Source organism: Vibrio comitans (genome assembly GCA_024346835.1).
GTDB lineage: Bacteria > Pseudomonadota > Gammaproteobacteria > Enterobacterales > Vibrionaceae > Vibrio > Vibrio comitans.
In genome coordinates this window covers 2,637,572-2,656,140 of the sequence record AP024866.1, presented here as the reverse complement: position 1 = coordinate 2,656,140, position 18,569 = coordinate 2,637,572, and the positions used below count along the sequence as shown (strand labels likewise).

Sequence of the window (18,569 nt, the reverse complement as noted above, 5' to 3'; positions counted from 1 at the left end):
CCAGCGAATACTCGCTGGCCTGACATTCCCACATCTATTCGTTAAACGTTAGATGATAAAGCTAGCGCCTTCTTCTGCGCTGGTTACCGTTTGGCGGATGGTCTTAAATAAGTTACGTCCCCAAGTCATTTGATCCGCTTCAGTATCGATATCTAGCATCGTACGACCGCTAGTGTCAGCAAGGTTGTTCAGTTCAGCGGTTTGACAATCCAAACGAATCATATCGCCGTCTCTTACCAAACCAATGGCACCACCACGGATTGCTTCGGGAGAGATGTGGATCGCTGATGGGATCTTGCCTGATGCGCCTGATAAGCGGCCATCAGTGACCAAGGCTATCTTATGGCCAGCTTTTTGGATATTGCCAAGAATTGGCATTAGCTTGTGAAGCTCAGGCATGCCGTTTGCTGCCGGGCCATTATGTGTAACCACAACTACGCAGTCCTTGTTCAGTTCTCCGCGTTGGTAAGCAGCTTCTACATCGTGTTGAGACTGAAAGACAATCGCAGGTGCTTCTATCACGCGTTGATCTTCTTTTACCGCAGATACTTTGACTACTGAGCGGCCTAAGTTGCCATTCAGCACGCGAGTACCACCAGTTTCCTGGAATACCTCATCGGTTGCTGAGATAACACCGGCATCGGCACTGCCTTGGCAGTGATTCCACACTAATTTCCCTTCCTTCAAGCTTGGCAGTGTCATCTGCTCTTCGAAGCTGCCAAAGGTTGGGGTAACATCTTGATGCAGTAGATTCGCTTGATCCAGTCTATGCAGCAGGGCTGGAACGCCTCCGGCTTCTTGGAATGCGTTCATGTCCGCAGGGCCGTTTGGATAGACTCGAGCCAGCAGTGGAACAGTATTAGAAAGATCGCTGATATCTTGCCACGTTAATTGGATGCCCGCGGCACGTGCCACTGCCAACATATGGATGGTGTGGTTAGTACTGCCACCAGAAGCAAGCAGAGCAATCACACCATTGATCAGGCTCTTTTCATTGACTACATCAGAAAGAGGGCGGAAATGACTTGAGCCCGCAGTCATTGATGCGATCTTTTTGGAGGCGAAATCGGTTAATGCATGGCGAAGATCAGAGTTTGGTTGAATAAACGCAGAACCTGGCAGCATCAAGCCCATTGCTTCAAACACCAGTTGATTGGTATTTGCGGTGCCGTAGAAGGTGCAAGTACCGGCCGAGTGGTATGCCTGACATTCCATTTCCAGAAGGGCATCTTTGCCAACTTCACCTGCAGCGTATTGCTGACGAACACTGACTTTCTCTTCATTGCTGATACCAGTTGGCATTAGGCCTGCTGGTACGAATGCCGTTGGCAAGTGCGCGTATGCGAGTGCGCCCATGAGTTGCCCTGGAGCAATTTTGTCACAGATGCCCAATAGCAAAGTGGCATCAAACATGTTGTGACTTAAAGACAGTGCCGTTGATTGCGCGATTAAATCACGAGAAAACAAAGACATATCCATACCAGCCTGACCTTGGGTCACACCATCACACATTGCTGGTACGCCACCCGCTACTTGCGCTGTATGGCCAAGTTCAGCAAGAGATTTCTTAATTTGTTCAGGGTAATATTGATAAGGCTGATGAGCACTTAGCATGTCATTGTAAGAGGTAATTAGCGCCACATTTGAGCGAGTGAAATCGAGAATCTGGCTCTTTTCAGAAGAGCATGATGCAGCTACAGCATGAGCAAGGTTGCCACAGGATAAGTGAGCACGAACCTTGCCTTGTTCTGCTTGTTGCTGAGTTTGAGTAATAAAAGCAGCGCGAGTTTCAAGGCTTCGTTCAATCAAACGCTCTGTTACAGCTTGGACGGTTGGATGAATCATGCAAGGTTCTCACTTTTTTCTGTAATGGCAACAGCAGATCGCTCAACAACTTCTGCGATACTGCAATCAATGTCGATGACGATAGTCTTTGGTTCAGCGTCTGGTCTTTCTAAGGCGTCAAATTGACTGGTGACCATATTCAACTTCATAAAGTGACCTTTACGTTGCTTCATGCGCTCCATGATGAGGTCCATGCTGCCGTCCAAGAATAAGAAGGTAACGTTGCTATTGCCTTCGCGAATTTGCTCGCGATATTTCTTTTTCAGAGCAGAGCAGACGATTACGCCATGTTCATTCTTGCTCTCTAAGCTATAAGCAGCATCACGAATTCGTTCTAGCCAAGGTGTTCGATCGTTATCATCTAATGGCATTCCTGACGCCATTTTCTGAATATTTGCTCTAGGATGAAGGTCATCACCATCAATGAACTTGTACCCTAACTTCTGTGCTAATTGAGCGCCGATAGTGCTTTTTCCACTAGCGCATACACCCATTACGATAATGCTACTGCCCGCCATAATTGTTCCTTTCGATAAAGTTTGCGCGTGATCTCAATTTTCGACACCACTTCAAAATATAGGTTTATCTTATTATTGTTACGGGTAACATGTTACCCGTAACTTAGTTAGATGTGAACCAACACACAAATATTTTAATTCCAAAGGTGGAACCATGGAGCAGATTGCCCAAGCCTCAGATCCTACATATCTGTTAACAATCGCAGGTTTAGCTATTGCAGCTTTACTATTTCTAATTATAAAACTAAAAGTTCATGCTTTTGCTTCTCTGACTCTTGTGAGTTTGGGTACAGCGATTGCTACAGGGGTGAGTACAGACCAAGTGGTACCAACTATGATGGGCGGTTTCGGAGGTACGTTAGCCTCAGTTGCTCTTCTTGTTGGTCTTGGTGCCATGATAGGCAAAATACTTGAGGTAACAGGCGGTGCTAAGGTGCTTGCGGATACCTTGATAGGACGCTTTGGTAAAGAGCGTGCACCTTTAGCATTAGGTATCGCATCTTTGCTATTTGGTTTCCCTATCTTCTTTGATGCTGGCCTTGTGGTCATGATGCCAATCATCTTTAGCGTTGCTAAGCGCTTTGGTGGCTCACCACTTAAATATGCTCTGCCTTCAGCAGGTGCCTTCGCAGTTATGCATGCCTTTGTACCACCGCACCCAGGTCCAGTAGCGGCGGCTGATTTGCTTGGCGCAAACATCGGTCTACTGCTGTTTGTTGGTATCTTAGTTGCTATCCCGACTTGGTACTTTGGTGCTTACCTATTTGGTTTGTATGCAGGTAAGAAATTCGATATTCCACTATCAAAAGCTTTCTTCAATAGTGACGCTATTGTGGATGAATCTCGATTGCCAAAATTTGGCACTGTAATGGCTATCCTAGTTCTTCCGGTAGTACTTATCTGTCTGGATACTGGTCTGAATACGTTATCGGTTGCCGGTGTTATTGATGGTAAATCAGCGGTGGTAGAGTTCTTACGAATGCTAGGTAAAACGCCAATTGCACTTTTGATTACGCTGTTAGTGTGCTTGTTGGTATTTGCTAAAGATTACGGCATGGCAAAGCTTGAAAAACTGTGTGGTGACTCTCTTGCTCCTATTTGTGCGGTCATCTTAGTGACGGGTGCTGGTGGCATGTTTGGTGGCGTACTACGTGCGAGTGGCATTGGTGATGCTCTAGCAGGAGTACTTTCTGATACAGGTATGCCAATTGTGGTTGCAGCGTTTGTAATTTCTACTTGCCTGCGTGTAGCGCAAGGCTCTGCAACGGTCGCTTTGACTACCACAGCAGCCTTGATTGCCCCAACTGTTGCAGCGACAACAGGTCTTTCTGAGCTAGACCTTTGTTTCATCGTTATCTCTATCGCAGGTGGTGCAACAGTACTTTCTCACTTCAATGATTCAGGTTTCTGGCTAGTGTCTCGTCTTATGGAAATGGATGAGAAGACCACGCTTAAAACTTGGACTGTGATGGAGACGCTACTAGGTAGTATTGCCTTCATCATTGTTGCAACTCTTAGCTTCATTCTTTAGGGGCCAACATGTCGAATATAGAACAGCAACTGCGTGAGATTAAGGTTGTTCCGGTAATCACCATTAACAATGCACAGCAAGCAGTACCGTTAGCTAAAGTGCTAGTAGAAAATGGGTTACCTTGTGCTGAGGTGACATTCCGCACTGAAGCAGGAGCCGAGTCAATTCGTCTTATGCGTGAAGCCTACCCTGAGTTGCTTATAGGTGCAGGTACAGTGCTCAACACTGCACAAGTGGATCAAGCAATAGAAGCCGGTGCCGACTTTGTAGTAAGTCCTGGTTTTAACCCTAAGGTCGTTACTTACTGCCAGCAACGCAGCATGCCAATTATTCCAGGGGTAAACAACCCTAGCTTGGTGGAACAAGCGATGGAGCTTGGCTTGAAGACCTTGAAGTTCTTCCCGGCTGAGCCTTCAGGAGGTGTACCTATGCTTAAAGCGCTCACAGCTGTTTATCCAGTTAGCTTTATGCCTACAGGTGGGGTTAGTCCTAAGAACTTATCAGACTACCTAGCAATTGATGCAGTAGTGGCTTGTGGAGGTACTTGGATCGTTCCAACTAAGCTTGTTGATGAACAAGATTGGGATGCGATAGCGCAGTTGATAAAAGCATTGTAACTTATTGATATTTAAATAACTAAGAAGCCGATAGAGAGAACCTATCGGCTTTTTTATGTCCGGTAAATACTTAGCTTGTTACTACTTTCAAAGTATCCTCAGATATTTTGCTTGTTTCGCCCTTATTGGCTTTGAAGATTAATAGCAGACCTATAATTGGAACAATTGCTGCAGTGTAAGGGATCATGCTAGCCCCAAGATGCCCATCTAACACTATGCCACCAAGGAAGCCTCCAAATGCATTCGCTAGATTGAATGCTGAGATGTTGGCTGTAGCAGCTAATTCTTGACCTTCTCCACCGTGATTCATTACACGCAATTGCATTGCTGGTACGTTGGCAAATGAAGCGATACCAAAGATGAAAAGAGATCCAACGAACAGTACTTTGCTGCCTGTAAACAGGCCCACTAGTAGCAGCGATACGATGAGAGCGATGGCCCAAAACATAGAGGCTTTAGTTAAGCTTTTATCTGAAGAGCGACCACCCAATGTATTGCCAATAATTAAGCCAACACCAACCAATACCAGAATCCAAGTAACTGAGTCTTGTTCAAAGCCGGTCACATGCATTGCAATAGGGGCAATGTAGCCGTAAAGCGTCATAAAGCCTGACCAAGCGAAGGCAGTAATAGCTAAACTTATCAATAGCATAGGGTTCTTGAAGGCTTGTAATTGGGTTTTGATGTCTTTGGCTTCACTATGACCTGAAGAGTGGATAGCGAGCATGATAAATACAAGCGCAACAGCGCCAAAAGCCGCCACTGTTAAGAAGGTATTGCTCCAACCAAAGGTTAGGCTTATCCAAGTACCTGCCGGCACACCCAGTACATTAGCTAGAGTAAGCCCTGCAAACATTTGTCCTACAGCTCTACCTGCCATTTTCTCGGAAACTAGATTTGTCGCCACTACTGCACCGATACCGTAAAAAGGCCCCTGAACTAACCCCGCGATTACGCGGCTAGCAAGCAGTAAAGTGTAATTTGGCGCTAGTGCCGAGAGGATGTTGCCTAAGATAAACAGTCCCATTAGACCAATAAGTACGTTCTTCTTGTTAAATTTGGCTAGATAAATGGTCAGAATTGGGCCCCCGACAACAATAGCTAGAGCGTAGGCACTGATTAAGTATCCCGCTTGGCCTTCTGTAATAGACAGTGATGTAGCAATTTGTGGCAGGATACCCGCGATGACAAACTCTGCAGTGCCTATGGCAAACGCTGCCAGCGTTAATATCCAGACCTGCATTGGCATTTTTTGTTGAGTCATAATGTACTCCAGTGATTCGTTTCAATGGCGCTATTATTACTTCTTATGCATATTTTGATAATTGACTAAAAAATGAATATATTATTTAGCTGAAGTTAATAATGGGGCAGTTATGGATAAACTTTCTGATATGGCTATGTTTGTCGCGATAGTGGAGCAGAAAAGCATGGCAGGCACAGCGCGAAAGCTTGGGGTTTCAGCCGCCTCCATCACTACTCGGTTACAAGCGTTGGAAGAGCGTTATGGAGTTAAGTTGCTCAATCGTACAACGCGCCATCTTTCACTCACTGAGGCAGGAGAGTTGTATTATCGATCTTGCCTAGATATTTTGGATAGTGTGAACGAAACAGAAAGCCTGATTAAACAAGGCACTCAGCTCACCCTGGGGCCAATTAAGATAGTAGCGCCAAAAGACATTGGTAAGCAGATACTTTTGCCTATCATCTCTGAATTTACAGATCGTTATCCGGAGATCACACCATCCCTCTATTTGAATGATCATGTACACAACATTGCAGACAGTGGCGTTGATCTAGTGATTCGCTATGGAGAACTGCATGACAGCAACATTATATCTAGAAGACTCGGCAAGAGTGAGCGCGTACTGTGTGCCTCACCTGAGTACTTAAAAGATCATGGTGTTCCCAAAGCTCCAAGTGATCTCTCTGAGCATCATGCTTTGGTTATGTTGAGCGCTGAACAAGAACTGAAAACTTGGTACTTCAGAAAAAACGATAAGCTCGAATCTGTAACCGTGAAGCCAAAGATGTTGTCTGATGATGGTGAGATAATTAAACAACTTGCGATAGATGGGCAGGGAATCGCCATGAAATCACGTTTAGATATTCAATCAGAGATCAGCCGCGGAGTGCTGGTTACAGTACTGGATAATTATACAAAGAACTTCAATTCAGCCACTACCGACACGAGTACAGACTTGAAGGTGTACTACCTAGATAAGAAGTATCAGCCTAAACGTATTCGCCTATTTTTGGATTTTCTGTATGAAAGGTTTTCTGAAATCTGATAGCAAAAAGGCCTGATGACACCAAGTGCTATCAGGCCTTTTAATTTAAGAAAGAGAAGGATACTAGCTCGCCTTCTCTTCTTCCTTTTCGTCTTTCACTTCTTTATCAGAGAAGATATCGGCAACCTTCTCTTTTTCTAGGGTACCTTCTAGCTCGCCCTCTTCATTGATTACTGGTAGAGAGTAATCGGAAGAAATGGCTTCGGTAAGCACCTCTTCAATTGCAGATTCTGATGAGATGGTGGGTACGTCTTCATACAGGCTTGGCTCTATGTTATCGATAGCATCATCTTCAGAGGCTTCTTGCAGGGTTTCTTCGGTGATCAGGCCTTGGTAACCATCTTCGGTAACGTGATAGCCGTAGTCGTGTTCGGACTTTCTCATCTGCCTTAGTGCACCCTCGATAGTGCTGGTGGTAATACGCAGAGCGGGCTTTTGCATTACCGTTTCAACAGTCAGAGCTCGGGCACGGTTTACGTCTTTAACGAAGGCTTCAACGTAATCGGTCGCTGGATGCAATAGAATTTCATCTGGTGTGCCTTGCTGTACCAGCTCACCATCTTTCAAAATAGCGATCTTGTCACCAATGCGAAGCGCTTCATCTAAGTCGTGAGTGATGAAGATGATGGTCTTATGCAGTTTCTCTTGAAGCTCAATCAACTGATCCTGCATCTCACTGCGAATTAGTGGATCGAGCGCAGAGAAGGCTTCATCCATTAATAGAATTTCGGCATCAGTACATAGAGCACGAGCCAAGCCAACACGTTGCTGTTGTCCACCGGATAACTGTGATGGATATTGGTCTTCGTAGCCTTTGAGGCCTACGGTTTCCACCCATTCAGTAGCCTTTGCTAGACGTTCAGTTTTATCAAGACCTTGGATTTCTAGGCCATAGGCAACATTGTCGATCACTTTGCGGTGAGGGAGCAGGCCAAAGCGTTGGAATACCATCGACATCTTATGTCGGCGGAATTCTTCAAGCTCTTTTGGCGAGAACTGCATGACATCGGTGCCTTCGACGTCTATTTGCCCTTCTGTGGGATCAATAAGACGGTTGAAGTGACGAATTAAAGTGGATTTTCCTGAGCCAGATAAGCCCATGATAACGAAAATTTCACCGTTATTAATCTCTAGATTGATGTCCTTCAAGCCTACCGTATGGCCAGTTTTAGCAAGTACTTCATCCTTGCTTAGTCCTTCTTTTACCATAGGTAAAACGGACTGCGGCTTGGGGCCAAATATTTTATACAGGCCAGAGATTTTGATCAGAGGTTTAGTCATGTCTTAAATCTCCTAGGTGAGCCTGAGTTCGTTTAGCATAAGCTTGTGTTGAACGGTCGATAAGAATAGCCAGCACCACAATTGCCAAACCATTGAGTAAGCCTAGAGTGAAGTATTGGTTAGTGATGGATTTAAGTACCGGTTGTCCCAGGCCTTTTACACCGATCATAGAGGCAATGACCACCATAGACAGTGCCATCATTACGGTTTGGTTGATACCAGCCATGATAGTGGGCATTGCTAAGGGAAGTTGAACACCAAACAAACGTTGCCTGCGGCTTGCGCCAAAGGCTGTTGCAGCTTCCATCACTTCTTTATCAACCAATCGGATACCCAGGTTGGTTAGACGAATAACAGGTGGGATCGCGTAGATAACGACGGCGATTAGCCCAGGGATCTTACCTATGCCTAATAGCATTACGACAGGTATTAGATAGACGAAAGCTGGCATGGTTTGCATGATGTCGAGAATCGGTGTCACAACACTTTGCACTCGATTAGAGCGCGCCATAGCTATGCCAATAGGGATGCCGACAACAATGGCGAGTAGGGTACATACAGTGATGATACTGAGCGTTCGCATCGTATCTTCCCACATACCTAAATATCCAATAAAAATAAGTGCAATGACTCCGCCGATAGTCAACTTAATTGAGCGACTGGCTAAGTAAATAAGGGCAGTGATAACGGCTAAAACAATAAACCAAGGCGTGGCAAGTAGTAATTTTTCAAACCACACCAAGAATGAAAGAAGTGGATCAAATAGGGATTCGATGAAGTCGCCATATTCTCTCGAAAAATCTTTATAAGCACCGTCTAGGGATTTACGAATATTTCGCATAGTAGAGCGGTCTATTTCGGGAAAACTGGACAACCAACTGCTATCGAACATATATATTCCTTTATATAGTCGAAAGGGCAACTGGCTGGCTGCCCTTAATTAATGGTTTATATGGGATTATAGATTGGCAGCAATTTTTTCTGCTACTTCAGGTGATACCCATTGCTTCCAAATTTCTGGTGAGGTTTCAAAGAAGTGATACATAGTGTCTTCAGAGCTTGCTTGCTCATCTTCCATCCATGCTAGCAGTTTGTTCATATCGCTATTTTTGAAACCACGCTTAGCCAGATACTCCATGGCCATTGGGTTTTTGTTAGCAAAGGTTGCTGCAACCACAGTGTTAACAGGTGATGGTGGGTACATAGATACGGTTGGGTTTTCGCAACTCTCTAGAGCGATACAATTAACGAATTCTTCTTCGTTAACACCACTACCAAAGTCAACCTTAACCATTTCGTACTTACCAAGAACAGCTGTTGGTGCCCAGTAGTAACCGAACCAACCTTCTTTGCGCTCATAGGCCTTTGCAATAGAACCAGACAGTCCCGCGCTTGAGCCTGAATCAATAAGCTCAAACCCTGCTTCTTCTAGCTCAAGAGCTTCAAATAGGTTGCCACCTGAGATTTGACAGCCCCAACCTGCAGGACAGCCGTAAAAGCCTGCTACATCAGGATCTTCGGGGTGCTTGAATAGCTTAGCGTGCTTTTTTACGCCTTCAATTGTGGCAAGCTCTGGGTATTCTTCAACGAGATAGGATGGCACCCAGAAACCTTCTTCACCACCATCAACAAGGGCTTTACCTGCGTAGGCTAGTCGCCCTTCTTCAACGCCTTTTTCAACGGCATCTTTAACTGAGTTTGTCCAAAGCTCTGGAGCAATATCTGGTTGGCCTTTTTCAATCATTGAGGTAGCGGTTGGCATAGTGTCACCAGGGGTAAGTTCTGCGTCGCAACCGTAGCCATGCTCTAGTATGAAGCGGTCGATATTGGCGATGACACTGGCTGAGTTCCAGTTCATATCTGCGATGGTAACAGTGCCACATTCTTCTGCTTGAACGTGAGTTGAAACACTAGCGATGATCGCTAATGAGGCTAGTTTCCATTTCATCATAAGTCCTTTTATATGGTTTAGTCTCGATTTAAGGTTACAATATATCGGTTAGTTATTGTACCTTCACTTTCTTAGAACCAAAAATAAGCACTTGAAAATTAACCTATTTCTCTATTTTTTAGCAAAATAGAGGCTTAATATCAGAATAAATTACACGCTAAATTTATTCTGATATTAAGCATTAAACTCTTATATATCAGTTACTAAGCGATAATAAAATTAAATGAATTAAAGTGGCTCTTATTTTGTTTGGTTATTTATACTTGGTTCATTCTACGATTTTGCTATAAGCGTTAGAGAAAAGAGAATAAGAGGCTTATTTGGCTCAAATAATGTGTTGAGCTTTTTATAATCGTAAGAGAGATAAGGATATTAATTGTGGCGTTACTCATTCAATCATAGAAAGACACCAAGATTGAGGTGCCTTTCTATGCTGATAGTACAGCGATTGAAATCTAGAGTTTGTTGGAAACGCCAAAGAATTGCTCAGGCGTTTTTTCGCGACCATTTTTGACAACGTATTCCAGTTCTGCTGCCAAGGGTGACTTCATATCTAAAAGCGTTTGATGATCTTCTAGTGCACGCTGTTTATTTCCCATTTGCACATAAAGTACACCTCGGTACATATAAGGCTCAGGCAATTTCTGGTCGAGATAAATCGCCTTGTTGTAGTGGGTGAGTGCTGCTTCATAGTTTTTAGTGCCTTGTTTTCTCAAGGTATAAGCGAGGTTGTTGTGTGCCTCCGCCAACTTTGAATCTTTCTTGATAGCGCTGCGAAACTTCTTCTCCGCTTTACTGAACTTCTTATCCATCATCAGGGTGACGCCCTGATTGTAGAACTTCTCTGCGCTGGTGGAAGAGTTTGAATGGTATGCCCCTGAACCAGCCGCAAAGACTGAAGGGGTGATACACGATGAACCCAGCAATAAAGAGCTGAGTAACAATGCTCTAGTAGAAGACAGCACCTTTAACATGATGAACTCCGATTCACTAACTTTAGATGGTGTGTTAGTTACTTACGGATAGTGCTGTAGTTAGGTTCAATGAGATAGATTGGCTTTATTTCTACCTCTATCTTTTTGTCATCAAATGACCTATTGAAATGCTGTTTTTATCTTTACCTTTGAATTTTTCGCGAAGAATTAATTCATGTATTTATTTCTGAACAGAATATCTAACCAGCACCTATGCTTTTGGTCAAAGAGCAAGATGTCTATCTTTTGGGTCAATGCCATTTTGTATGCTGTCATCATTGGTGCTTGGCAAGTTTATCAAGAAGGGTTACTAGTTCTTAATGAGGAAACAGTTCGCTTTAGTTCAATAGGGTTTGCCTTGCTGGTGTGGGCTCTATTTTTGCTGATCGTAGACATGCTTTTGTCTAAAGAAATCCTAAAACGATTAGATATGAATGCATTTTCGAAGAGTGAGAGAACGGAGATGGAAAAGCCATTTAGTTTATGTTCCCTCTTAAAGGTGTGAGCGCCTTGAGGCAATTTTCAAGTGTGTAGAAAAGCAAAAGGCCTGAGAAGCGATAACGCTCTCAGGCCTTTCTGTATATGGTGGCCCCTCGCGAGTCTGAATGGGGGGTAAGCTCTTGTTTTATAGTTATTTTTTAAATATCTTTGTTGGCAGTGTTACGTGCGGTGTTACATAAACGAAAGGTCATAGCTAAATAGTGCCTCCTGGAACCTCTTTTCTGTGTTTAGAAAAATACAAATATGGGGCCTGTTCATTGTATCGCCTATTCTTCATATTTCTGGTGTTAAAGTAAGACGACTGGATTAATTGAACTACTCCCCCCGCTATCTTTACCGTCAGCAATTTGATATGACCTCAATAGTTCACTAATTAGTTCTGCAAGCTGTCTATATACAGAGAGATAATCTGAATCCGACAACTAGAAAAAACGGAACATTCTGCTCAATCAGAACAAATGACCTGTGTTTTTAAAATAGCCTCCGGCTTTGTAGGGTATGGGGTGGGGTACTGATCCGTTTCTATATAGATAGAGGATATTTTATAGTGACTAAAGAGGGGATGTTATAAACCCTGCTTGTACACGCTATTAATTTAATGGTGCTGTATCGATAGATGTTTCTAGCCTGTAGGACTTCTATTGTTTTATTATGTTATTCATTCACCCTTTCATCTACTTCGTAAGTGTTTGTCTTTACGGTAATTTTTTGATTAGTTAGATTTTCGTTATTCACCATTCGATACAACTCTATTCACCATTTATTCTCTGGATTTTGAGTTGTACATCAATCTTTTTATTGACTACGAGGGTGAGTAATATATTAATAGCTAAGAAATCGAAAATTCAGTGGTTAAGCTATTGAACACTAAGTAGTATCCTCGAAAAGTGGGAATTTGCAGAAGCTTCTTAGGCCACTTCGTTTGATATTATAGATCTTGATGACGTCAAGTAACTTAAAACATTAGCTAGTGGCGATTTCTCAAAAGAGCTTTATCGTTTAGCTTAAACGGCACAAAGACACAGGCTGTCGGATCTATGCCATGAACTAGACTAGTAGAGTCACATAGATTTTTTATAGTGGTTGTTTAAAACGAACTCTAGGCCATGAAGTTTTGATAGAGCATTATTTTTATTTTTTGAATGAAACAGCTCATCGGTAGCTATTTTTTTGATCTCTCTGAGTGCAGATTGCGGCTTTTTCATAGACTTATCTAACTGCTCAATGCGCTCACAAACAACCCTAACCCTGTTTGTCAGCGCAACCATTGTTAAGTAATCCGATTGGTAGAAACTTTTATCTATTAATGAGTTAGCATGTTTTCTGAGGTTCATTATAGAATCATCTAGCTGATCAATGGTTTTATTAATTTCTGTTTTTCGGTTCACTTTTAAACCAAGCGAATAGACGATTGGCCAGCCTACAACTGTGATGAGCAAGCTAATCCAACCTGAATAATCGGTAATACTGGATTGGTTGACTATTTCGATGACACAATTACTTAGCTGAGATGGCATCGTTGACATATTCCTTTATTTCATCAATCAGGTCAGGGTCATCTTCACTGACAATATTCTTTATGATTGAAAGCATCACATCATCATCGATTCCTTTTCTAACGCAACCGCCAAAGATCTCTTCTAGGAATGATGACCCGTATCCAAACACACCATCTAAGTTGATTATGAGCGAGGGGCCTTTATCTCTGATCGCAGGTATAAGCTTGTCGTCTCGAAACTCTTCTCCGCTATGAGGGCCTAAATCACGATATCTTGCACCTGGAAACTTCGTAAAATCTTTCACATATAAAATCATTAATCTTCCACTTCTATGTATGGAATCGTCCACTGGATTATAGTTCCTCCAACAGACCTTTTGTTGTCGTATGCTTGTGATGGGGAATCTTGGCCACGGTATCTGTAGTATCCATGATTTGACAGTATCAACATCTCACTGCCATCAGTTTGATCTACGAAGGTTTTGACGTCGGTACCACCTTTGCCTCTAAACTCCATGCCAGTGCGAGACTCTTTAACCATCGTTGAAGCTCTAATTAAAATACAGTCCTCTGTAGGCTTAGTTTTGAAGCCTAGCTTCTCGAATATTTTTGACAACATTCCTTTAGATTGAGTGGTTTCTAAAGTATCAGGAATGCCGTGTCCGAGATCACATATCAATACAGTAATCTTATCATCTAAAACACCAACAAAGAACCACCAGCGCTCTAAATTGAAAGGCCTCTTAGCTTTTACTTTATCTGTATAAGCGTGTTCTGTTGCGTTTGCAACGGCCTCGAAGCAACTGCGATATAGCTTGTTGGTTTTTACTCCATAAGAAGCTAGTTCTTGTATTAGCCTGGCTGGAATTTCACCATTTGCATCATCACCGTAAGCATACCTCCAACACTTAACGTTAGCCGCATCACATCGACGTTTTATATTCTCATGACCTATAAGTTTGTAAAAGCCAACCCGAACTAAAACACTATCTACAAGGTTTTCCAATTGGCCAAGTTTACTATTTCTATTCGGTGGTCGAGTAACTGCAAATTTGAGACGAGGATGTTTGGATACGATATTGTCCACTGTGGCTATCATCAGCAGCCCTGCGGCAGCAGTGATGTGTGTAGTATTGCGAAAGCAAATCCTCAGTTTTTTACGGTAACTTGATTGGGAAGACTCATCCGCTTTCTTCTCTAATTCCTGCTTAAACATCACAAGCTCTGTATGATAACGAGGGTTGTATAGGTCTATGCGTGTGGGAGCCATTGCAGACACTTCATCTGCATTTTTTGCTCCAAAACTACTGCACTTTTGGCCCTTCTTCTTTTGCTTTCGCTTGATGTTTTTCAAATGTCGTTGTAGTGCTAACCTAGCGAAGTTATAACTCTTCTTTTTATATAAATATTTCATGCTGTTATGCTTACTATGACGAGTTACCATAGTAAGTGTTGTGTGAAAAATGTCCATAGTTGGTAAGTTATAATGATGAGGTAATCTATTATAATTTTTACATTCCGCATAACTTTGTGGAGCATCTAAACGAATATAAAAATTGTATAAGGCTTGATGTTTGAAGTTAATAGGAATTAGTGTGTGGGCTGTTTCTTTATATGAAAAATAGGGTATAAACTTCTCAAAGCAGTGAGAAGTCTATCTATAAGTTACTAAAGGTTAGCTAAGAAGCCATATAGTATAACCCAAGGTAACAAATGTCACGCTCTTAATTATTACGTGAAAGTCCAACTTGTGTCGAGCTAATGCATTTTTCTGGCGGAATAATATGTTTTTATGTGGGGATTAATTCCACAGAATGAGTGGAATCAACCCTTTGTATTACTATTGGATTAATCCATGCTATATTTTAAGTGTAGTAAATCAATCTTGTTTTATTATTTACAATTAATTTCTGATTCTTTCAGGAAACTATTTAAGCTTGATATGTAGCTATGATAAGATTCGTTGTATTTTTTATTTAGCGGCTTCATTAGTAGCCAATAATCCTTATTTATTTTATCTGCATTATGTGCAGCAATGATGTAAGGACTCTCACCATTAATTTGAATGTTTGCATGAGCTTGTTGCTCTCTGATACTTGCTTTTTTAATGGAGCCAAAATTGTCTTTTAATACGACTCTAAACTCTATGACTTGTCTTGATAATACGGCAGCTTGCTCAAGTAAAGTAGAGTCATTTGGAAGGTAAATAACTAAGCGTTGATATGACTTTAGGATTTCTGCTACAGCGTTGCGATAGTTAGCTTGATAGTCGTAAAGAGACTGACCGCCGTCCATAGGGAAATCGCCAAAGTTCACAACTCTTAGCTCATAATTAAATGACGATATTTCATCATAGAAATTTAACAAAGCAGCCTTTCTTTCACTGATATAAGACTTATGAGCATCAGTATTTATGTCTATCTGTGATTTTACCGATTCGATTTTTTCGGTGATATTCTTGATATCTTCTTTTGTGGCTAAATTTTCAGCTTTCTTCTTAACGTAGTTTGGTAAATAAGATTTAAGTAGTAGACCTAAGAGAAATGCTACTATCAAATAAAGGGCTGTAATTTCATCAAATGGCATGTATCAAACTCCAATCAATAATATACGCCCTGTTAAGACGTAAATAATATAATGCCAAAGCAATCGCAGGTTATGTTTTATCACGTATTACTTTTTGTATATATAAATGAGACAACCATCTATCGCGTATTTAGAAGCCGAGCAAGCATCGGGCTAATACTGAGTTAGAAAGCGCTCACAAAACCTATGCTTTAATGACGTATCTACATGGTTACCCAAGAGAGTAGAATAGAACCCTTGAAGCTTAGGGTTTCGATTTTACAGAAACTGTTAGTGAAAGCAACGCAGCTGCGTTTATAGTCTTTATAGGGCTTTGTTGCGTAAATCGAGTGAACTAAATCAGAATCGTACGATCAGATCAGAGACATTCTCTTATTGACTCCGATTTCATGCCCAAGCCGCAATATAAAACCACTAACTGGCGCCAGTACAATAACTCTCTGATCAATCGAGGTTCACTTACATTCTGGATTGACGAAGAAGCGATTGCTGAGTGGAAACAACCTAAGCAAAGTAAACGCGGTAGACCTCGGCTATTCAGTGACCTCGCTATCACAACAGCCCTCATGATAAAACGCCTCTTTTCTTTACCTTTAAGGGCACTTCAAGGCTTTATTAACTCGATATTTAAGCTGGCAAATATACCCTTGGTTTGTCCTCACTATACTTGCATAAGCCGCCGAGCTAAGGATGTGGAGGTTTGCTTCAAAGCCTCTACTAGGGGCACTATCCAACACCTCGCCATTGATGCTAAGGGACTCAAGGTATACGGAGAGGGTGAGTGGAAGGTCAAAAAGCATGGAACAGATGGCAAACGTCGAGTTTGGCGTAAACTCCATCTTGCAGTCGATACTGATACTCATAAGATCATCGCAGCCGAACTGACCTTATCAGGCGTGACAGATGCAGAAGTGCTGCCAAATCTACTCAAGGAAACTCGTCGCACCATTAAAGAAATCTCTGGGGATGGTGCTTACGACACTCGGGAATGCCACCGATCCATTCGTGTAAGGAAGGCCGTTCCTCTCATTCCTCCGCGTGATGGTGCTGCCTTTTGGGAACAGGGACACCCTCGTAATCGAGCTGTTGGTTGCCAAAAACTGTATGGTTCAAACAAGAAATGGAAACAAAAATACGGTTACCACAAACGCTCGCTATCTGAAACAGTCATGTATCGAGTGAAGCAACTACTGGGTGGGAAGTTAAGCCTGCGAAAGTACAATGCACAAGTTGGTGAAACTTACGCCATGATCAAAGCGTTAAATAAACTTACTAGGCTAGGTATGCCTGAAACTCAGTGCATTGTTTAAGAAATAGGCAACAATGGACCAGGCATGTCTTCTATCTGAATTAAGTAACAAAGCCACTATAACTATAAGATTAAGGATACATAAACTAGTTTGACTAACTTGTGATAGTTAAGTAAAAGTTGGTCATTATAATGGTAAGAGATAATATTCTAAGTAATAGTAATAGTAATAGTAATAGTCGTATTAGTGGTTCTTAGTATAAATAAACCATTAATAGTTCTGAGTTATGTTTGGTCAAAAATTGTCGGCTGAATAGTCGTTTTAATTTACAAATTAATATTAAAGTATTTATATTAATCACCCTACTTCCAGTTGTAAGGTGAATTAGTGTTTTCATTATAAGTATAATTACATTCGTAAGAATAGACACGTGAATAATTCGTTTCTTTATTTATTGTTTTATCTTGTTCCTGACGATTCTTTATTTTATTAAATACTTGTTTAGGTAATGACACGAAAGCAGCTCCTATACTGATTTTTACTACATCATATATACCATTTTCGATAAGTGTTTTAACACTTTCATCTCCTACAGTTTGTATCGCATAGGCTATAAATTCATTATATATACTACCTTCTCTAGCTTCCTTTAGAGCCCAAACAATGCCGCTTTTTCCTTCTTGATAGAAAGGGATATTTAGCTCCCTTGATATTTTATCAAGTTCATTTAGAGCAAAAAGAGTAGTATTTAATATAGAGTAAGAAACTATGCCTAGCTCCTTAAGCTCATCTTGATATCCTGTATGGTATAGCGATGATAAATCATTTACATATGGAGACTCTGACTTGAATATAATGCTTCCTATTTCTTTGGCCGATTCTAAATTAGCAAAATCTGATGATCGGTATAGTCTTTTATTATCGAAAGTTAACGGCCTATAAGGGGCATGTAAGGTTTTATTTAAAGCCATATTTTCTTTTTGAACGGAGAGTAGCTGATCTTTTTTGATCTCGGAGGCATGCCGCTCATCACAAATTGAGATATATTTTAATAAGTAATTTGCAATAACTAGACCCTCCAGCGCCAACGCGGATGTGCGACTAGGGTCACTCTCACCGTGGGTGGCGCTATTCCCCTGTATGCGCAAAAAATGGAGCTGATCGCGAAGTTTTGAGTTAGTTATATCAATGAATGCATTGTTTGTAAGCAAACTTAGGAAGTCTTCGTTCAGTGGCTTTTCTAAGCAATATACGTCATATAAACATTTAGTTATTTCTTTGGCAAAACTACGTAATTGGACAAGAGTAGCCGAAGGGTCATGATGTAATGAAGTATTTAGTTTTGCTAACTTTTCATTGTACTTTCGCAAAGGTATCGCCATGAGCTTTGAAGAATCCTTATGTAAGTTAATTTAGTGTAATTGATGCAAACGCATAGATTTTGGTCAAATTACGCATCCAATACACTTATTAAGTAAATGCAATAGGTTGAGCATGTTAAAGTATCTTATAGTACTGTGCATTAAGATTCATAGTGTCATTTTTGCGAGTGGGTACTTATTTAAGGCAAAACAAGGTTTATCGCACCATTTCTATTCAGTCTTTCTCTATCACTTGCAGAAGCCAAGGCACTGGATAAAGCGGTTCGTTTAGAGCTCTCTGAGCGACTTGGGCATCATCGAGTTGATATCACCAATGCCTATTTAGGCTAAATCAACATCAATAC

At 41.6% G+C, this 18,569-nt stretch carries 17 protein-coding genes; 5 read left to right on the top strand and 12 right to left on the bottom strand.

Translation table 11 applies throughout. From position 1 onward, the window contains the following. Positions 1-48: 48 nt before the first annotated feature. On the bottom strand, positions 49-1,845 hold the full coding sequence (gene edd, locus OCU46_RS12160) for a phosphogluconate dehydratase (RefSeq protein ID WP_141270829.1): 1,797 nt from the start codon (positions 1,843-1,845) through the stop codon (positions 49-51). After that, positions 1,842-2,363 (bottom strand): gluconokinase, encoded by a 522-nt coding sequence (locus OCU46_RS12155; RefSeq protein ID WP_141270828.1) that lies wholly within the window; start codon positions 2,361-2,363, stop codon positions 1,842-1,844. Before OCU46_RS12155 ends, edd begins: the two co-directional genes overlap by 4 nt. A 154-nt stretch (positions 2,364-2,517) precedes the next feature. On the opposite strand from OCU46_RS12155, the gene OCU46_RS12150 reads away from it, so the two are divergent. Continuing rightward, positions 2,518-3,894 (top strand): GntP family permease, encoded by a 1,377-nt coding sequence (locus OCU46_RS12150; RefSeq protein ID WP_141270827.1) that lies wholly within the window; start codon positions 2,518-2,520, stop codon positions 3,892-3,894. 8 nt (positions 3,895-3,902) lie between these two features. After that, complete coding sequence (locus OCU46_RS12145) at positions 3,903-4,511, top strand: bifunctional 4-hydroxy-2-oxoglutarate aldolase/2-dehydro-3-deoxy-phosphogluconate aldolase (RefSeq protein WP_141270826.1); 609 nt, start codon at positions 3,903-3,905, stop codon at positions 4,509-4,511. Between the two features lie 70 nt (positions 4,512-4,581). On the opposite strand, the gene OCU46_RS12140 is transcribed toward OCU46_RS12145, so the two are convergent. After that, the gene (locus OCU46_RS12140) at positions 4,582-5,775 is read right to left on the bottom strand and encodes an MFS transporter (RefSeq protein ID WP_141270825.1); all 1,194 of its coding nucleotides are present in this window, start codon (positions 5,773-5,775) and stop codon (positions 4,582-4,584) included. 112 nt (positions 5,776-5,887) lie between these two features. Here OCU46_RS12140 and OCU46_RS12135 point away from each other — a divergent pair, with 112 nt between their 5' ends. Next, on the top strand, positions 5,888-6,802 hold the full coding sequence (locus OCU46_RS12135) for a LysR family transcriptional regulator (protein ID WP_141270824.1): 915 nt from the start codon (positions 5,888-5,890) through the stop codon (positions 6,800-6,802). A gap of 63 nt (positions 6,803-6,865) precedes the next feature. Here OCU46_RS12135 and OCU46_RS12130 read toward each other — a convergent pair whose 3' ends face one another. The 4 genes from OCU46_RS12130 to OCU46_RS12115 form a co-directional block, all read right to left on the bottom strand. Further along, positions 6,866-8,083: a quaternary amine ABC transporter ATP-binding protein gene (locus tag OCU46_RS12130; RefSeq protein WP_141270823.1), complete on the bottom strand. Its 1,218-nt coding sequence runs from the start codon at positions 8,081-8,083 to the stop codon at positions 6,866-6,868. Further along, the gene (locus OCU46_RS12125) at positions 8,076-8,975 is read right to left on the bottom strand and encodes an ABC transporter permease (protein ID WP_141270822.1); all 900 of its coding nucleotides are present in this window, start codon (positions 8,973-8,975) and stop codon (positions 8,076-8,078) included. The genes OCU46_RS12130 and OCU46_RS12125 overlap by 8 nt, the downstream gene beginning before the upstream one ends. A gap of 66 nt (positions 8,976-9,041) precedes the next feature. Then, positions 9,042-10,031 carry an ABC transporter substrate-binding protein gene (locus OCU46_RS12120; RefSeq protein ID WP_141270821.1) on the bottom strand — a complete coding sequence of 330 codons (990 nt, stop codon included), beginning with the start codon at positions 10,029-10,031 and terminating at the stop codon, positions 9,042-9,044. A gap of 458 nt (positions 10,032-10,489) precedes the next feature. Then, positions 10,490-11,008 carry a tetratricopeptide repeat protein gene (locus OCU46_RS12115; protein WP_141270820.1) on the bottom strand — a complete coding sequence of 173 codons (519 nt, stop codon included), beginning with the start codon at positions 11,006-11,008 and terminating at the stop codon, positions 10,490-10,492. Between the two features lie 235 nt (positions 11,009-11,243). On the opposite strand from OCU46_RS12115, the gene OCU46_RS12110 reads away from it, so the two are divergent. Next, a complete protein-coding gene (locus tag OCU46_RS12110; protein WP_141270819.1) occupies positions 11,244-11,513 on the top strand; it encodes a hypothetical protein in 270 nt (89 codons plus the stop codon). Positions 11,514-12,570: 1,057 nt separating this feature from the next. Here OCU46_RS12110 and OCU46_RS12105 read toward each other — a convergent pair. From OCU46_RS12105 to OCU46_RS12090, 4 genes are all read right to left on the bottom strand, one after another. After that, on the bottom strand, positions 12,571-13,026 hold the full coding sequence (locus OCU46_RS12105; RefSeq protein WP_141270818.1) for a hypothetical protein: 456 nt from the start codon (positions 13,024-13,026) through the stop codon (positions 12,571-12,573). Further along, positions 13,007-13,312 (bottom strand): STAS-like domain-containing protein, encoded by a 306-nt coding sequence (locus OCU46_RS12100; protein WP_244311379.1) that lies wholly within the window; start codon positions 13,310-13,312, stop codon positions 13,007-13,009. The genes OCU46_RS12105 and OCU46_RS12100 overlap by 20 nt, the downstream gene beginning before the upstream one ends. An 11-nt stretch (positions 13,313-13,323) precedes the next feature. Next, on the bottom strand, positions 13,324-14,421 hold the full coding sequence (locus tag OCU46_RS12095; protein WP_244311378.1) for a hypothetical protein: 1,098 nt from the start codon (positions 14,419-14,421) through the stop codon (positions 13,324-13,326). 479 nt (positions 14,422-14,900) lie between these two features. Continuing rightward, positions 14,901-15,593: a hypothetical protein gene (locus tag OCU46_RS12090; RefSeq protein WP_141270816.1), complete on the bottom strand. Its 693-nt coding sequence runs from the start codon at positions 15,591-15,593 to the stop codon at positions 14,901-14,903. A 389-nt stretch (positions 15,594-15,982) separates the two neighbouring features. Between OCU46_RS12090 and OCU46_RS12085 the strand changes: the two genes are divergently transcribed. Next, positions 15,983-16,903 carry an IS5 family transposase gene (locus OCU46_RS12085; protein WP_141270815.1) on the top strand — a complete coding sequence of 307 codons (921 nt, stop codon included), beginning with the start codon at positions 15,983-15,985 and terminating at the stop codon, positions 16,901-16,903. A gap of 302 nt (positions 16,904-17,205) precedes the next feature. Here the strand turns inward: OCU46_RS12085 and OCU46_RS12080 are convergent, their stop codons facing one another. Then, positions 17,206-18,225, bottom strand: a complete 1,020-nt coding sequence (locus OCU46_RS12080; protein WP_141270814.1) for a hypothetical protein — start codon at positions 18,223-18,225, stop codon at positions 17,206-17,208. Between the last annotated feature and the right edge of the window lie 344 nt (positions 18,226-18,569).

Excerpts from the sequence above, each read along its gene's own strand:
- edd (WP_141270829.1), bottom strand. The coding sequence starts at position 1,845 with ATGATTCATCCAACCGTCCAAGCTGTAACAGAGCGTTTGATTGAACGA.
- OCU46_RS12155 (WP_141270828.1), bottom strand. The coding sequence starts at position 2,363 with ATGGCGGGCAGTAGCATTATCGTAATGGGTGTATGCGCTAGTGGAAAA.
- OCU46_RS12150 (WP_141270827.1), top strand. The coding sequence starts at position 2,518 with ATGGAGCAGATTGCCCAAGCCTCAGATCCTACATATCTGTTAACAATC.
- OCU46_RS12145 (WP_141270826.1), top strand. The coding sequence starts at position 3,903 with ATGTCGAATATAGAACAGCAACTGCGTGAGATTAAGGTTGTTCCGGTA.
- OCU46_RS12140 (WP_141270825.1), bottom strand. The coding sequence starts at position 5,775 with ATGACTCAACAAAAAATGCCAATGCAGGTCTGGATATTAACGCTGGCA.
- OCU46_RS12135 (WP_141270824.1), top strand. The coding sequence starts at position 5,888 with ATGGATAAACTTTCTGATATGGCTATGTTTGTCGCGATAGTGGAGCAG.
- OCU46_RS12130 (WP_141270823.1), bottom strand. The coding sequence starts at position 8,083 with ATGACTAAACCTCTGATCAAAATCTCTGGCCTGTATAAAATATTTGGC.
- OCU46_RS12125 (WP_141270822.1), bottom strand. The coding sequence starts at position 8,975 with ATGTTCGATAGCAGTTGGTTGTCCAGTTTTCCCGAAATAGACCGCTCT.
- OCU46_RS12120 (WP_141270821.1), bottom strand. The coding sequence starts at position 10,031 with ATGAAATGGAAACTAGCCTCATTAGCGATCATCGCTAGTGTTTCAACT.
- OCU46_RS12115 (WP_141270820.1), bottom strand. The coding sequence starts at position 11,008 with ATGTTAAAGGTGCTGTCTTCTACTAGAGCATTGTTACTCAGCTCTTTA.
- OCU46_RS12110 (WP_141270819.1), top strand. The coding sequence starts at position 11,244 with ATGTCTATCTTTTGGGTCAATGCCATTTTGTATGCTGTCATCATTGGT.
- OCU46_RS12105 (WP_141270818.1), bottom strand. The coding sequence starts at position 13,026 with ATGCCATCTCAGCTAAGTAATTGTGTCATCGAAATAGTCAACCAATCC.
- OCU46_RS12095 (WP_244311378.1), bottom strand. The coding sequence starts at position 14,421 with ATGAAATATTTATATAAAAAGAAGAGTTATAACTTCGCTAGGTTAGCA.
- OCU46_RS12090 (WP_141270816.1), bottom strand. The coding sequence starts at position 15,593 with ATGCCATTTGATGAAATTACAGCCCTTTATTTGATAGTAGCATTTCTC.
- OCU46_RS12085 (WP_141270815.1), top strand. The coding sequence starts at position 15,983 with ATGCCCAAGCCGCAATATAAAACCACTAACTGGCGCCAGTACAATAAC.
- OCU46_RS12080 (WP_141270814.1), bottom strand. The coding sequence starts at position 18,225 with ATGGCGATACCTTTGCGAAAGTACAATGAAAAGTTAGCAAAACTAAAT.